This is a genomic window from Pseudoalteromonas rubra (assembly GCF_005886805.2).
Lineage (GTDB): Bacteria > Pseudomonadota > Gammaproteobacteria > Enterobacterales > Alteromonadaceae > Pseudoalteromonas > Pseudoalteromonas rubra_D.
Map to the genome: position 1 here is coordinate 4133834 of NZ_CP045429.1, position 14371 is coordinate 4148204.

Genomic DNA, 14371 nt, shown 5'->3' on the forward strand with positions numbered 1-14371 from the left:
TCAATCATCACAATACAACTCACCGCGAAATGCCTTGCGAATTTTCCCTTATCGAGTAACATCGAAAGGTGTTAATCGGAAGTTACGCTCAGTCCGTCTGAGCCAGGTAAGGGGACAAAATGTCTGCAAAGCATCCAATCATCGCGATCACGGGAAGTTCCGGTGCCGGCACCACAACCACCACGGCCGCGATAAAGCACATTTTTCGCAGCCTGGACGCCAAAGCTGAGATCGTCGAAGGTGATAGCTTTCATCGTTATACTCGCCCTGAAATGGACAAGCTCAAACGCGAAGCCCTGCAAGAAGGTAAACACCTGAGCTACTTTGGTCAGGAGGCCAATGACTTTGCCGCGCTAGAAGCGTTATTTGCGACTTATGGTCAGACCGGAACCGGCCAGGTCCGGCGCTATTTGCATACCTTTGATGATGCCGTACCGTATAACCAGCTACCCGGCACCTTTACGCCTTACCAGGAACTCGATAGCAATAGTGATATGCTGTTTTATGAAGGCCTGCATGGCGGCATAGTGACCGAAGAACATGATGTCGCCCATCATGTCGACCTGCTGATTGGCATGGTGCCGATTATTAACCTGGAGTGGATCCAAAAACTGATCCGCGATACGCACGAAAGAGGTCATTCTCGTGAAGCCGTTATGACCTCAATCGTGCGCAGTATGGATGATTACATTAACCATATTACGCCCCAGTTTTCACGTACCCATATTAATTTTCAACGCGTCCCTACCGTTGATACTTCTAACCCCTTCAGTGCCAAAGACATCCCCTCGCTGGATGAGAGCTTCGTAGTGATCCGTTTCAGGGATATTAAAGATGTCGACTTCCCCTATTACCTGCAGATGATCCAGGGCAGCTTTATGTCTCGCGTTAACACCCTGGTCGTGCCTGGCGGTAAAATGGGCCTGGCCATGGAGCTGGTATTAACTCCATTGATCAAAGACTTACTTACAAAAAAACGAGCTCTGGAGCAGATTGTCCCGCTGGACTTGCCCGTTTAACGACTGCTTACACTTCACCGCTTGCGGGCTTTCCATGGGGTCGTTACACTAGCGATTTTTCAGGGCATCGCAAATGGCAGTTATTAAGATACTTGTCGGGTCTAAGAACCCGGTTAAAATCAATGCCGCAAGGCAGATATTCACGCAGTATTTTCCACAACACGATATTCAGTGTGAGGGCTTATCCGCGCCAAGCGGGGTTGCCGATCAGCCACTGGGTGAAGCCGATACGCTGCTGGGTGCCCAAAATCGTGTGCAATACCTGATTGACCAGCACGCCGCCGATTACTATTGTGCAATGGAAGGCGGTGCCCATCAGTTTTCCTATGGTCCTGCCACGTTTGCCTTTGTCGTCATATCCAATGGCCAGACTGAGAGCATTGGCCGCAGTGCTAACCTACCACTACCACAACGTATTTATGATGCGCTGCTGGCAGGAGAAGAATTAGGTCATGTCATGGACCGCATGTTCGATACCAACAACATTAAACAAAAAGGTGGCGCAATTGGGTTGCTGACCAATCATCTGGCAACCCGGGAAAGTGCCTACACCCAGGCTCTGTTGCTGGCGATGGCCCCCTTTAACCACGTAGAGCTATATTCATGAAATACTCCCATATTCTATTTGATGCCGATGAAACCCTATTCAGTTTCAACGCCTTTCTGGGCCTTAAGGCCCTCTTCGCACGTTATGATGTCACGTTTAGCGAAGCCGATAACGCCGAATACCAGCGCGTCAACAAGCCTTTGTGGGTGCAGTATCAGAACGGCGAAATAGATGCTAAAACCCTGCAAGTAACGCGCTTTCAGTTCTGGGCTGAACGTTTGAATGTATCCGCTGAAACCCTCAATTTGGGCTTTCTTGATGCCATGGCAGAATTGTGTGATCCGCTGCCTGGTGCCGCTGATCTGCTGCATGCCCTGCAAGGCAAAGCAACGCTGGCTATCATCACCAACGGGTTTACTGCCTTACAAGAGAAACGTCTGGCCCATACCGGGTTTAAAGACTACTTTCACAGCATCGTAATTTCTGAACAGGTGGGGGTGGCCAAACCCGATCCGAGCGTATTCGAGCATGCTTTATCACTGCTGGGAACGCCTGATAAGTCTCGGGTGCTAATGGTCGGGGATACCCCTACCAGTGATGTACTGGGAGCCAATCGCTTTGGCATCGACAGTTGCTGGTTACGCCACCCGGGCGCTGAGTGTCCGCCGGAGATCACACCTACTTACGTCATTGATAACCTGGCGCAGCTACAGGCGCTATTGCTGGACCCGGAAACACAAAAGGCAAGCTAAGCTTGCCTTTTTCACTCAATGTGTAGCCAGAAAGTTATTGTGCATTGCGCTGACGCAACACCTCAAACAAACAGATCCCGGTGGCCACAGACACGTTGAGACTGGATACAGTACCAACCATCGGAATTTTTACCAGCACATCACAGTGCTCGCGGGTCAGACGGCGCATGCCATCGCCTTCAGCCCCCATTACCACAGCAATAGGGCCGGTAAGACTGGCATCAAACAAGTCAGTGTCTGTCTCACCTGCGGTTCCAACTACCCAGACACCCGCTTCTTTGATATCCCTGAGCGTGCGGGCCAGATTCGTCACCTGGATCAACGGTACGGTTTCCGCTGCGCCACACGCCACTTTGCGGGCCGTGCCATTTAACTTGGCAGATTTATCTTTGGGTACAATCAGTGCGTGCGCACCAGCGGCATCGGCACTGCGCAAACAGGCACCGAGATTATGTGGATCTGTCACACCATCAAGGACTAAAAAGAACGGCGTCGATTCTCTGGCTAAGATCTCATCCAGGTCGCGCTCATTGAGTACACGGGCAGCTTTTACATTGGCAATGATCCCCTGATGCTGCTCACCATTGGCTTTATTATCCAACGCTTTCCGCTGCATAAATTGCACAGAAATACCAAACTTGCGTGCTTCATTGACGACCGCATTAAGACGTTTGTCGTCTCGTCCCTTAAGAGCATAGATCTCTAAAAAGCGCTCAGGGGTGGTGGATAGAATGGCTTCAATAGAATGGAAACCAAAAATTAATTCATTACTCAAAGTTATGCTCCCGCACTCGATTTGTTTCTTTTACGCGCGTTTTTACCAGGACGCTTTGCCTTAGTTTTGCTGGCACTTTTCTTGGTTTTCTTCTTACCGGTCAAAGTATCAGCTTGTTTGGCTTTTTTAGCCTTTCCTTTAGGTGTGGTCTTCTTAGCCTTTTTCGGTTTTTTGCCGTCGCTTTTAGCGGGTCTTGCGTCTTTGTCTGCTTTGCTGTCTTTTTTATCTTTGCTCGGGATCTTGCCGTCTTTCAACTGCGCACGCACACTTTTTCCGGCATTCTCTGTCGCCGCTTTACGACGCCGTCTGGCATACCGGTCTGGCACCGCCTCTTCGGCCAGCGCCAGATTAATACGTCGTTCATCCAGGCTCACGGAGTTGACGACCACACTCAGCTTATCACCGAGTCTAAAGACACTCCGGCTGTGCTCCCCAATCAGGCAGTGTTTCGCGCCATCAAAATGGAAATATTCGTGACCCAGGTTACTGACATGGATCATGCCATCGATTTGTAACTCATCGAGCCTAACAAACAAACCAAAATTGGTGACCGATGAAATCACGCCAGTGAACTCATCACCCACGTGATCTTGCATAAACTCACACTTGAGCCAGTCCGCTACCTCACGAGTCGCATCATCGGCGCGACGTTCTGTCATTGAACATTGCTCACCGAGCTGATCCGCTTCATCACTTTCATACACATAAGCACCGGACACTTGTTGTCCCTGCTCCGCCAGGATCCCTTTGATCGCGCGATGCACCACCAGATCCGGATAACGTCGAATGGGCGAGGTGAAGTGTGCATACGCCTTCAGCGCAAGACCATAGTGACCAATATTATCCGGTTGATATACAGCCTGTTTCATCGAGCGTAATAGCATGGTCTGGATCAGCTCCAGTTCCGGGCGCTCGCCCAGACCGGCCAGGGCTTCAGTGATCTCCAAAGGCGTTGGCTCATGGCCCAAGGTGCTTTCGATCCCTAAGTCTTGCAAGAATAATCTGAACTGGCTGAGCTTTTCCGGATCAGGCTGATCATGGACCCGGAACAGCGCACTGGCTTCGTGTTTTTCCAGCAACCGTGCCGCCGACACATTGGCCAGGATCATACACTCTTCGATCAGTTTATGGGCATCATTACGCACCACAGGTACGATGGACTCAATTTTACGATGTGCGTTGAAGACAAAACGCGTCTCCAGGGTTTCGAACTCGATGGCACCACGCGCCTGACGCTCAGACTTCAGGGCCATATACATCTGGTGTAACTCGCTAATGTGTGGGTACAGCGCGTTATATTGCTCGCGCAAGGCTTCATCGCCCTGCAACATCGCATGAACCTTAGTGTACGTCAGGCGTGCGTGAGAATTCATTACTGCTTCGTAAAAACGGTAACCTGACAAACGGCCGGCTTCGGACACCGTCATTTCGGCCACCATACAGAGACGGTCCACTTGCGGGTTCAAAGAACATAAGCCATTCGACAGGACTTTGGGCAGCATAGGCACCACTTGCTCAGGGAAGTACACTGAATTCCCCCGAGAGATGGCTTCTTTATCCAGTGCACTGCCTTTAGACACATAGTGCGATACATCGGCAATAGCGACCCATAAACGCCAGCCACCTGACTTTTTGCGTTCACAGTAAACCGCATCATCGAAATCTCGGGCGTCTTCCCCGTCGATGGTGAGCAGTGGCAGATCGCGTAAATCAACCCGGCCAAGTTTATCCGGCTCAGCGACAAATTCCCCGTGCTCTGCGACCTGATCAAGCACCGCCTGCGGCCACTCATAAGGGATTTCGTGGTTTCGTAACGCGACCTCAATCTCCATACCCGGCGCCATATGGTCACCCAGTACTTCCGTCACCTTACCCACCGCATTCATTTGCTTGCTGGGGCTTTGGGTGATCTGAACCTGAACCATCTGGTTATGACGGGCACCATTTTCGCTGCCCGGCAGCACAATAATGTCCTGCGTCAGGCGTGGATCTTCAGGTACGACTACCGCCATGCCATGTTCGACAAAGAAGCGCCCGACTATCGGTGCACGCTCTTTTTCGAGCACCCGCACAATGCGTGCATCCACTTTACCACCTGAGCCTCGGGAACCTGCTTTCGCCAGCACCCAATCACCGTGCAATACTCTGTCCATCTGATACTTAGTGATAAACCAGTCTTTGGCTTCGCCCTCCACCTCCAAAAAGCCAAAGCCATCACGATGTCCAATCACCCGACCTTTGACCAGGCCATCATCCGTTGGGATCACGTAACATTTGAACTTGTTGAAAAACAGCTGACCATCACGCTCCATGGCTCTAAGGCGCCGTTTAAAGGCAATTTGTCGTTCATCTTCGAAGACTTTAAGGTCCTGACAAAGCTGATTGAAATTGGTTTTATTATTGCTTTTTTGAATATGGTCAAGAATGAACTCACGGCTGGGCACCGGGTTATCGTATTTTTCTTGTTCTCGGCTGAGATAAGGATCCTGTTTAGACATTCACTGAGTATGTAGAGAAGTTATACCTGTATTCTAACGCAAATCCAGCCAATGGCCCACCTAACCTTACGCTTTTTCAAGCACTCTGGCATTCATACGTTGATGACAAGATTGCAGTGCCGAGGCACTTTGCTTCGCAAATTGATGCAATGCAGACCAGTCAATATCCCGCTCCTGTGCGGCACGACGGCGAGTCTGATGCAATGCCTGGCGCAATGCATATAACCCCAACTGCTCTACTTCATGCTCCAGTTGTAAAAGCTTTTCTCGCAATGAATCATCGGACTGAATATCAGCCAGTCCACGAAGCTGAGCAAACTCATAATCCAGACGATCGCTCAAATATACGAGCCGTGAGGCAAACTCAGCGCGCACAGAAGATTCACTCAACTGACGCTCGACAAAGGTCAAATCTACGTATGCAGCCTCCGTTGCTGCCAGGCCGCTGCTATTCTGTTTTACAATGCGCTCCAGCGCCTGTCTTAATGCAGTGACACGCAACGGCTTTTCCAGGCAGTCGAAAATTCCGGCTTGCTGATAAGCCTGCCGCGCTTGCTGATCTACATCGCCAGTCAGCGCCATCACAACAGGCGAGTGCGTCAGTGCAAGATCCGTAAAGCGTGTTTGATACCATTCTAAGCCATGGCCGTCCGATAAATGCATGTCTAACAGCACCACATCAAACTGAGCTTGCAATAGTAGCTGCTCCGCATCCGCCAGGGTTTCCGCCAGTTGATAATCCAGCCCTAAATTGTCGAGATAACCACGCACTACTTCCCGGTTCAGGAGATTGTCCTCAATGACGAGTACAGACATATCTCCGAGTGTCGTTGGCTTACTATCGAAAGTGTCTGGTTGCTCCCCGAGTTGCGAGTTAACCTGCATTTCAAAGAAGAATTCACTCCCCTGCCCAGACTCACTTTGCACTTCCAGATCGACCCCCATGTTTTCCAGTAGCTGCTTGCACAAGGCCAGGCCTACTCCGGCGCTATCTGCAATAGCGCGCGGCGCACCAAATGTGACAAAAGGTTCAAAGACCTGTTGTTGCTGAGCGCGACTCAGTCCTATACCTGTATCTTTCACGGCGACCCGCAGTTGATGACGATTGGCACTCAGGGCGTAACCAAAAACGATCAGCTCAACCGAGCCGTGTTCCGTATACTTAATGGCATTAGAAAGCAGGTTTTTAATCACCAAAGTGAAGGGGTCTTTGTCTATCATGACCAGCAGATTGGCATCAACGCCTTGTATTGTCAGGGTTAGTTTCAGGTGTTTTTTCTCCGCCAGAGGCCTAAAAAAGCGGATCTGCTCCTTCAGGTGTGTCGCGAGATTGACTGGCTCCACTATGGTATTGGGCACAGCCCCCCGCGCCTGCAGCAAAATTTGATTTGCCAGATCCGACATCGACATGGCGGTGGCAATAATCACATCACAAAACTGCCCATGCTGCTGCGGTTCCCTGGGTGCCCGTTTAAGTAACTCCGCATGACCAACGATGGCGTTTAAGGGCGTTCTGAGTTCGTGGCTGAGTAACGTCAAAGAGCGCTCTTTGTGCTGCGCAGCAAGTTCTGCGCGATGGCGCAATTCATGTAATTCCTGTTCACGTCGCCCGCTGCACAGTAAGCACAAGGAAAAACACAAAATCAGAGGCATAACGATAACGGACACGGAGAAAAACTGATTTACCCAGTTATTTGTAATCAGGCTGTCATGCTGCGTGTAATGATGGAGCATCAATAAACGCACCGTAAACACGATAAACAGACAGGCACAGGCCAGTGCAAATGCCCAGTGTGCTGGCGAAAAACTTTGCCACTGACGCCTTTGACCCAACCACAAAGCGCGCAGGCACAGAATCATGCTCAGCGCCCAGCCCATGTAATTTAAAATCACCCTGGCGATAAAATTAGCGTCAAGGTATGTGTAATACACGTAGCCCGGAAAAAAGATCCCTGCCAGCAGCCACCAGGGCCAGCTCAACCAGGGGACTGAGAAAAACTGTTCACTGCCGCGACTCAAACAATATAAGCCAATAAAGATCAGACAATTTGAGACAAAAATGGTCCAGGTCACGGACAAAGAAAATGAGGCGATGAAGATGCAACCAAATGCAGTACAGACTGAAAAGCTGGCCCATAAACGGGTTCCCAGCAAACGGCGATGAATAAACCAGTTAACCAGCATAAACAGCGCACACACGCATGACGTCAAAGCCAGGATCTGTAAAAGTTGTTTCGGATCGCCCATACCGCATCAAACATCGTCGTAAAGAACTACTAGTATAGTATTAATTTTATGCTAGCCGGAAGCAAAATCTAATCCATCTGACATTACACGGGATTACACCTCACCCTTTACTCTTAAAAAATCACACTAAAGCAAGCCGATCCAACGTATCGGATCATCTTTTCGGCTGTCATAAGGCTTTAGCGACAACCGCCTAACATGATAAGCTGATGAAAAACTTACCGAGTTCGCTATGCGTCCCGAACAATCCTCCCTCATTAATTTACATCTGGCAGTGCTGCTGTTTGGTGGTACCGCGTTATTTTCCAAGTTAATCTCTCTCTCTGCACTGGACATCACTGTGTATCGCACCGCCATCGCCTTTATCACTCTGGCGTGCATTCTTAAGTTTAAAGGCAGTGTATTCAAACTCAGGGAAACCAAAGACTACGCCATTGTCGTACTGTTGGGTGTCTGTGTAGGGCTACATTGGGTGACTTACTTTGCTGCGATGCAAATGGCCGGGATTGCTGTCGGGGTCATTGCCTTTTTTACATATCCGGTGATCACTGTGCTGCTTGAGCCCCTTTTTTTCAAAGGTAACATTAAACGCAAAGATATCTTTACAGCGGCGGTGGTAATGTGTGGTATTTATTTACTGGTGCCGGGCAGCGATCCAGGTAATCAAATCACTTTGGGCATAGCAACCGGAGTGATTTCCGGGGCACTCTTTGCACTTAGAAATTTACTTCAGAAGAAACTTTTTTCCAGTTACGGCGGGCCACACACCATGTTTTATCAGACCCTGGTTGCCAGCCTCATGCTATGTGCCTTTGTTGAAGTGCCCCCCTCCGATTTAAGTACTGAAAACCTGTTCCTGATTGTCCTGGCTGGGTGTATTTTTACTGCAATCCCCCATGCGCTATTTGCGTCCAGTTTGCGTTACTTATCAGCCACTACCGCGGGGCTGATTTCTTGCTTACAGCCCTTGTATGCGACCGTGTTGGCTTATATGCTGTTGGCAGAAACCATAACACTCTCCACGCTGGCAGGAGGCATACTGGTAGTCAGTGCTGCCTGCTATGAGACGTGGTCGATCACAAGGAATAAGCTATGATCCAGGTTTTTGCACACCGAGGTGCCAGTGGAAATTACCCCGAAAACTCTCTCAGCGCCATTCAGGCTGCACTGGAGGTGGGCGTCGACGGCATAGAACTCGATGTGCAAAGTTGTCTGGATGATTACGCCATCATTCATGATACCTGGCTGGATCGCACCACCAACGGCCGGGGCAAGGTTAACGAAACCAGTCGTGAGCAGCTGTCTCTGTTAAGACTCAGTAACAACGAGCCCGTACCGACACTACAACAAGTGCTGGATACAATCGGCCAACAAACCACTATTAACCTGGAACTCAAACATACCTTCAGCCTGGATAAGTTTGTTGCCACCATAGAAGACAATGTACAGCGTGGGGTGATAGCTCGCCATCAACTGCTCTTGTCCTCTTTTGATCACCATCAGTTGTTGTGGCTCAAGCAAAAGCTGCCCTGGGTCAGGATCGGGGCACTGACAGCCTCCATTCCACTTACATTTGCCCAGTTTGCCCAGCAACTTCATGCCGAAAGCATCCATATGGACAAAAACTTCATTAACCATGAATTTGTTCAGGATGCCAAACAACGCGGCCTTAAAGTCCTGGCTTACACTGTCGATAAAGCAAAAGACATTGAATTAATGTTAGATTATGGCGTAGACGGCATATTCAGTAACTACCCCTGTTACGCAAAAATGGTCGTGCAACAACAACTCAACCATACATCTGAGGTCGATTGACAGAGCTGACCATATGCTGGATTATGCCGCTTGCTAAAATAAATTGCTTAACCTGTAAACAGTTGCACCTGCCAGGTTTACTCTATACTGTATGCTAAACGGCACAGTGAAGAGCCTAATATGAGTTTGTACATGCGCATCTATAATTTGATCGAAGAATCTTTGTTCTTCACCCTGACCCGCAAGATTTTTGGCAATCTGGGGTTTTTGTTAGTTTTTCAAATCATCACATTAGTGTGGCTGCACAGTGAACTAGCTGAGCAAAGCGGCTCTACCGGGGTTTTCTGGTTACTGGCTTTGATATCGGTTGGCGCCTTTATCTTCACCTTTTTCTATATGCGCTACCTGATTGTCCGCCCAGTACAGGCTATGCGCGACACGCTAGAACAGATCAACCGTCAGGATGGCGATCTCACTGCCAGATTGCCACAATTCACGTATGACGAATTCCGTGACCTCAGCGAGCAATACAATACCTTTACGCAACATCTGAGCGAGTTGCTGGCTGCGACCTATCAAAGCGCTGAAGCGGCGAACCGCAGCAATCAGCAGGTCACCGACTCCATGAAGCAAACCGCTTTACTGGGTAGTCAACAAATAGATCAGGGCGACACCATTATCGCAGCCAGCGATCAGGTTACGCATAGCCTGCAAAGCATAGTGCACAACACCGATCAGGTTTATCAGGCCAATACAGAAAGTCTGCATTTTGTGCGTGGCTCTTCACAATCGTTGAGTACCCTGGTTAAAGAGGTTCAGCAAATTACCCACCTGTTGGGCAGCTTTTCATCCACCGTTGCCGGATTAAAAGAAAACAGTGAGAACATTCGCAGTATTTTGAAAATGGTCGAAGAGTTCTCCGATCAGACCAACTTGTTAGCACTCAATGCCGCCATTGAAGCAGCACGAGCTGGAGAAGCGGGTCGTGGTTTTGCCGTGGTGGCCGATGAAGTGCGCAATCTGTCGGTCAAAGTTAACGATGCCACCCGTCAGATCAGTGATTTTATTAACCAAATGGATGTGTTAGTGGGCGAGACTCATCAGGAATCAGAACAACTGATAGATCATTCCAGCTCTGCAGAACAGGCCATCCGCACCACCTCTCAGGGGTTTGCCGATATGTCTGAGGACTTTGAGCGCAACCAGTCCCAGTTGGAAGAAATTGTCAGTGCCGTCCATCAGCTTGAATCAACTCAGCAGCACACCCACGAGTCAGTACACCGCATTGTTGAGCTCGGCCAATCCGCCAAATCACAGATTGATGCAGCATTACAAGATTGTCAGGATGCACAGCAGCGCTCCACGCAAACCCAGCAGGAACTCAAACGCTTCGTCTGAGGGCCTGCTCAGGTCCCGGCTTACGCCCTGTCGACGTCAAATGCTATCACTTCTTTAAGCTGTTTCTTTCCGGTCGCCAGCATCACCAGGCGATCGACCCCTAATGCAACGCCGGCGCAGGCCGGTAATCCTTGTGTCAGCGCAGCCAAAAAGCGCGCATCTTTGGCCACAGGGGCCAGCCCCATCGCTATGCGCTGCGCATTATCTTCATCAAAGCGGGCACTTTGCTCAACGCCGTCGGTTAATTCGTTAAAGCCATTGGCCAACTCCATACCACGATAATAGAGTTCAAACCGACCAGCGACTCTGGGATCCTTATCATTGAGTTGCGCCAGCGCAGCCTGAGAAGCAGGAAAATGGTAGACAAAACAGGGCGCCTGCTGGCCAATCAAAGGTTCAATCTCCATACAAAACAGCAATTGCAGCAGCGTATCACGATGTTGCTCTTGCTCAGCAACGTGCGCATGGCCACGCTGGCTGGCCAGTTGCCTCAATTCCTCCATCGAGGCACTCAGCGGGTCCAGGCCCAGATGGGTAATAAAGGCCTGCTGATAGCTCAATGACTCGGCTTCAGGGCAACCCAGGATGGCCTGCATCAAGTCATTGACTTCCGTCATGAGCCTAAACTCATCGAACCCGGGTCGATACCATTCCAGCATCGTAAACTCAGGGTTGTGATGTCGGCCAGATTCTTCATTTCGAAAGGCTTTGCCAACCTGGTAAATTGCGCCACTGCCCGCCGCTAACAGGCGCTTCATGGCAAACTCAGGTGAGGTTTGCAGATATAACGGCGTGCCAGTGGCGTGACCCGGGCCTACAAAGGTGGTTGCGAACGACGCAAGATGTACATCCGTCACCGAAGCTTGTGACAGACTGGGGGTTTCGACTTCCAATACCTCACGCTCAGCGAAGAAAGTGCGAATTTTAGCGAGGATCCCGGCACGCTGACGCAAAGTATCAATACTGGCACTGGGTGCCCAAACAATATCAGAGACCGGATCAGGCGCTGAATGACTCATAATAACTCCAGACAAAAAATCCCGGCAAGGGCCGGGATCTGTAGGTGGCTTATAGGTCCCGGCCTGCTCGATTTAAGAGCAGCCAGGCCACAAAGTATATAAGCTTACTTTACACGACTCACGTATTCGCCGCTGCGCGTATCTACTTTGATCACTTCACCAATTTGTACAAACAGAGGTACACGTACCACAGCACCTGTGCTCAATGTCGCAGGCTTACCACCGGTACCGGCTGTATCGCCTTTCAGGCCAGGATCTGTTTCTGTGATTTCCAGCTCTACAAAGTTAGGTGGAGTAACGGCAATGGGGTTACCGTTCCAAAGCGTGATAGTACATACATCGTTTTCAACCAACCATTTTACCGCTTCGCCCAGTGCTTTTTCATCAGCTGCGATCTGCTCAAAGGTTTCGTTGTTCATAAAGTGCCAGAACTCACCATCTGTATACAGATAAGCCAGATCTGTGTCCATGACGTCCGCACCTTCAACCGATTCACCAGACTTAAAAGTTTTCTCTAAAACTTTACCTGAGATCAGCTTACGGATCTTAACGCGGTTAAACGCCTGGCCCTTACCGGGCTTGACCACTTCATTTTCCAGGATGGAGCAAGGCTCTCCATCGATCATAATTTTTAGGCCGCCCTTGAATTCGTTGGTGCTATAATTCGCCATCGTATCCTCTAATCTTTGTATTTCGAGTAATAAACCCGCTAATGATACAAATAAATGAAGTAAATTTGCAGACTAACTGGCAAAAAGAATTGGCGAATGTCGTCACCAGTGCGGATGAGTTGCTCAGGCAGGTTGGCCTGGAGAACCATTTTAGTGAACAGGATTTAGCCGCTAAACGTTTGTTTCCATTAAGAGTTCCGCGCCCTTTCATCGCTAAAATGCGTTATGGGGATGCGCAGGATCCCTTGCTGCTGCAAGTGCTCCCTCAGCATCAGGAATTCCTGGCCAAAGCCGGTTTTAACAAAGATCCGCTCGACGAACAGCAGGCTGCGCTGCCCGGGCTACTGCATAAATACCGTTCCAGAGTGCTGTTAATGCTAAAAACCGGTTGTGCAGTAAACTGCCGTTACTGCTTTCGTCGCCATTTTCCGTATCAGGATAATCAGCTCAACAAACGCGCTTTGCAGGCTGTTTTCGATTATCTGAATGCACACCCTGAGATCAATGAGGTCATTTTAAGTGGTGGCGATCCACTGATGGCCAAAGATGACATGCTTACCTGGCTGCTTGAGCAACTCAGTGATATTCCCCATCTGACACGCCTGAGAATACACACCCGATTACCTGTGGTGATCCCGGCCAGAGTGACAGATACACTGTGCGAAACCCTGAGTCATAGTCGCCTGAAACCCGTGCTGGTCAACCACATTAATCATGCCAACGAAATAGATGTGCACTTTTCAGCGGCCATGCAAAAGCTGCGACGCGCTGGGGTGATGTTGTTAAACCAGGCAGTCTTATTGAAAGGAATTAACGACACTCTGGATGCACAACAAGCACTGAGTGAGGCGCTATTTAGCGCGGATGTATTACCTTACTACCTGCATGTGCTGGATAAAGTGGAAGGTGCGAGTCACTTTGATGTGACTGAGCAAACCGCTATTTCGCTCATGCATGACTTGCTCGAAACGCTCCCCGGGTTTTTGGTACCCAAATTGGTAAGAGAAATCGGCGGCGAACCAAGTAAGACGCCGATTGATTTGGGACTGAGCCCAGCCTGATACTGCACATAAGCAAAATGCTTACATATTCAAGTCGGGCGCAATCTATCAGCGCCTACACGTAGACGTTGATATTGTTGCCCATAGTGGCCGTGGTTGATTTTGCTGGTGCGGAATTACCAGCAGACTCAATTAAGGCCAGGGCGGCTTGTCCATCTGCTTTTTGCTGCTTTTTGGCTAGCTGCGCGCTCATTACTTCGCCGCTTTGCCCCGTCCCAGACATAGCAGGTAGGTTACTTCCGGATATATTCATAAGCTTATACCTGACAAGATTGATGGATCCAAGTACAATATCGGCCAATTCCCGTAAGTCTTTAGGAAAAATATGCAAGCCGTTATCGAAAAGCTGAATGAAAATCTAAAACTCGTTTACCGTCAAGCACTTGATGCCGATAAAAAATTAGACGAACTACAGCAGCAAGGTCACGGAAAATTCCAGGCGCTATTTCCTGAAGACGCCGGCTTTGATTTTGCCGCCAAACGTTTCAAGCCTTACGTGCTTGATGTTGCAGCGGACGTCGAAGCATTGAGTCAGGCGCAGCAGCTAGACGAGGCGCAACTGAAAAAGGCAGTCTTCAAGCTACAACAGCTGATCCAATTACTTGCGACTTTCAAGTAAGTGCATGTAA

General features: G+C 49.6%; 14 protein-coding genes. 8 read left to right on the forward strand and 6 right to left on the reverse strand.

Features of this window, described 5'->3' with window-relative positions:
• The first annotated feature begins 119 nt into the window (after positions 1–119).
• The 3 genes from CWC22_RS17725 (at position 120) to yjjG (ending at position 2318) form a co-directional block, all read left to right on the forward strand.
• Positions 120–1019 carry a phosphoribulokinase gene (locus CWC22_RS17725; protein WP_010383702.1) on the forward strand — a complete coding sequence of 300 codons (900 nt, stop codon included), beginning with the start codon at positions 120–122 and terminating at the stop codon, positions 1017–1019.
• 73 nt (positions 1020–1092) lie between these two features.
• Complete coding sequence (gene yjjX / locus CWC22_RS17730; protein ID WP_010383704.1) at positions 1093–1626, forward strand: inosine/xanthosine triphosphatase; 534 nt, start codon at positions 1093–1095, stop codon at positions 1624–1626.
• The gene (yjjG, locus tag CWC22_RS17735; RefSeq protein WP_138537389.1) at positions 1623–2318 is read left to right on the forward strand and encodes a pyrimidine 5'-nucleotidase; all 696 of its coding nucleotides are present in this window, start codon (positions 1623–1625) and stop codon (positions 2316–2318) included. The genes yjjX and yjjG overlap by 4 nt, the downstream gene beginning before the upstream one ends.
• A gap of 34 nt (positions 2319–2352) precedes the next feature.
• On the opposite strand, the gene rlmB is transcribed toward yjjG, so the two are convergent.
• The 3 genes from rlmB to CWC22_RS17750 form a co-directional block, all read right to left on the reverse strand.
• Complete coding sequence (gene rlmB / locus CWC22_RS17740) at positions 2353–3093, reverse strand: 23S rRNA (guanosine(2251)-2'-O)-methyltransferase RlmB (RefSeq protein WP_138537387.1); 741 nt, start codon at positions 3091–3093, stop codon at positions 2353–2355.
• Positions 3094–3095: 2 nt separating this feature from the next.
• Entirely contained in the window at positions 3096–5591 is a 2496-nt protein-coding gene (gene rnr, locus CWC22_RS17745; protein ID WP_125558857.1) for a ribonuclease R, read from the reverse strand.
• Positions 5592–5657: 66 nt separating this feature from the next.
• The gene (locus CWC22_RS17750; RefSeq protein WP_138537385.1) at positions 5658–7838 is read right to left on the reverse strand and encodes an ATP-binding protein; all 2181 of its coding nucleotides are present in this window, start codon (positions 7836–7838) and stop codon (positions 5658–5660) included.
• A gap of 232 nt (positions 7839–8070) precedes the next feature.
• On the opposite strand from CWC22_RS17750, the gene CWC22_RS17755 reads away from it, so the two are divergent.
• The 3 genes from CWC22_RS17755 to CWC22_RS17765 all read left to right on the forward strand — a co-directional run bounded on the left by CWC22_RS17755 (position 8071) and on the right by CWC22_RS17765 (position 10991).
• Positions 8071–8934 carry a DMT family transporter gene (locus tag CWC22_RS17755; protein ID WP_138537383.1) on the forward strand — a complete coding sequence of 288 codons (864 nt, stop codon included), beginning with the start codon at positions 8071–8073 and terminating at the stop codon, positions 8932–8934.
• Positions 8931–9653 carry a glycerophosphodiester phosphodiesterase gene (locus tag CWC22_RS17760; RefSeq protein WP_138537381.1) on the forward strand — a complete coding sequence of 241 codons (723 nt, stop codon included), beginning with the start codon at positions 8931–8933 and terminating at the stop codon, positions 9651–9653. Before CWC22_RS17755 ends, CWC22_RS17760 begins: the two co-directional genes overlap by 4 nt.
• 120 nt (positions 9654–9773) lie before the next feature.
• Positions 9774–10991 (forward strand): methyl-accepting chemotaxis protein, encoded by a 1218-nt coding sequence (locus CWC22_RS17765; protein ID WP_171045018.1) that lies wholly within the window; start codon positions 9774–9776, stop codon positions 10989–10991.
• Between the two features lie 20 nt (positions 10992–11011).
• On the opposite strand, the gene epmA is transcribed toward CWC22_RS17765, so the two are convergent.
• Together epmA and efp are read right to left on the reverse strand one after the other, a co-directional pair.
• Positions 11012–12010, reverse strand: a complete 999-nt coding sequence (epmA, locus tag CWC22_RS17770) for an elongation factor P--(R)-beta-lysine ligase (protein ID WP_138537379.1) — start codon at positions 12008–12010, stop codon at positions 11012–11014.
• 104 nt (positions 12011–12114) lie between these two features.
• Positions 12115–12681 carry an elongation factor P gene (gene efp, locus CWC22_RS17775; protein ID WP_010383714.1) on the reverse strand — a complete coding sequence of 189 codons (567 nt, stop codon included), beginning with the start codon at positions 12679–12681 and terminating at the stop codon, positions 12115–12117.
• Positions 12682–12722: 41 nt separating this feature from the next.
• Between efp and epmB the strand changes: the two genes are divergently transcribed.
• A complete protein-coding gene (gene epmB, locus CWC22_RS17780; RefSeq protein WP_138537377.1) occupies positions 12723–13742 on the forward strand; it encodes an EF-P beta-lysylation protein EpmB in 1020 nt (339 codons plus the stop codon).
• Positions 13743–13797: 55 nt separating this feature from the next.
• Here epmB and CWC22_RS17785 read toward each other — a convergent pair whose 3' ends face one another.
• Positions 13798–13995, reverse strand: coding sequence for a hypothetical protein (locus tag CWC22_RS17785; protein WP_040644570.1), 198 nt, complete (start codon positions 13993–13995; stop codon positions 13798–13800).
• 72 nt (positions 13996–14067) lie between these two features.
• Between CWC22_RS17785 and CWC22_RS17790 the strand changes: the two genes are divergently transcribed.
• Positions 14068–14361, forward strand: a complete 294-nt coding sequence (locus CWC22_RS17790) for a prephenate dehydrogenase (protein ID WP_138537375.1) — start codon at positions 14068–14070, stop codon at positions 14359–14361.
• Positions 14362–14371 lie beyond the last annotated feature (10 nt).

Bases quoted from the DNA above. Each gene is read 5' to 3' on its own strand.
- yjjX (WP_010383704.1), top strand. From the start codon at position 1,093: ATGGCAGTTATTAAGATACTTGTCGGGTCTAAGAACCCGGTTAAAATC.
- CWC22_RS17760 (WP_138537381.1), top strand. From the start codon at position 8,931: ATGATCCAGGTTTTTGCACACCGAGGTGCCAGTGGAAATTACCCCGAA.
- CWC22_RS17785 (WP_040644570.1), bottom strand. From the start codon at position 13,995: ATGAATATATCCGGAAGTAACCTACCTGCTATGTCTGGGACGGGGCAA.
- CWC22_RS17790 (WP_138537375.1), top strand. From the start codon at position 14,068: ATGCAAGCCGTTATCGAAAAGCTGAATGAAAATCTAAAACTCGTTTAC.
- epmB (WP_138537377.1), top strand. From the start codon at position 12,723: ATGATACAAATAAATGAAGTAAATTTGCAGACTAACTGGCAAAAAGAA.
- yjjG (WP_138537389.1), top strand. From the start codon at position 1,623: ATGAAATACTCCCATATTCTATTTGATGCCGATGAAACCCTATTCAGT.
- epmA (WP_138537379.1), bottom strand. From the start codon at position 12,010: ATGAGTCATTCAGCGCCTGATCCGGTCTCTGATATTGTTTGGGCACCC.
- rnr (WP_125558857.1), bottom strand. From the start codon at position 5,591: ATGTCTAAACAGGATCCTTATCTCAGCCGAGAACAAGAAAAATACGAT.
- CWC22_RS17755 (WP_138537383.1), top strand. From the start codon at position 8,071: ATGCGTCCCGAACAATCCTCCCTCATTAATTTACATCTGGCAGTGCTG.
- efp (WP_010383714.1), bottom strand. From the start codon at position 12,681: ATGGCGAATTATAGCACCAACGAATTCAAGGGCGGCCTAAAAATTATG.
- CWC22_RS17765 (WP_171045018.1), top strand. From the start codon at position 9,774: ATGAGTTTGTACATGCGCATCTATAATTTGATCGAAGAATCTTTGTTC.
- CWC22_RS17750 (WP_138537385.1), bottom strand. From the start codon at position 7,838: ATGGGCGATCCGAAACAACTTTTACAGATCCTGGCTTTGACGTCATGC.
- CWC22_RS17725 (WP_010383702.1), top strand. From the start codon at position 120: ATGTCTGCAAAGCATCCAATCATCGCGATCACGGGAAGTTCCGGTGCC.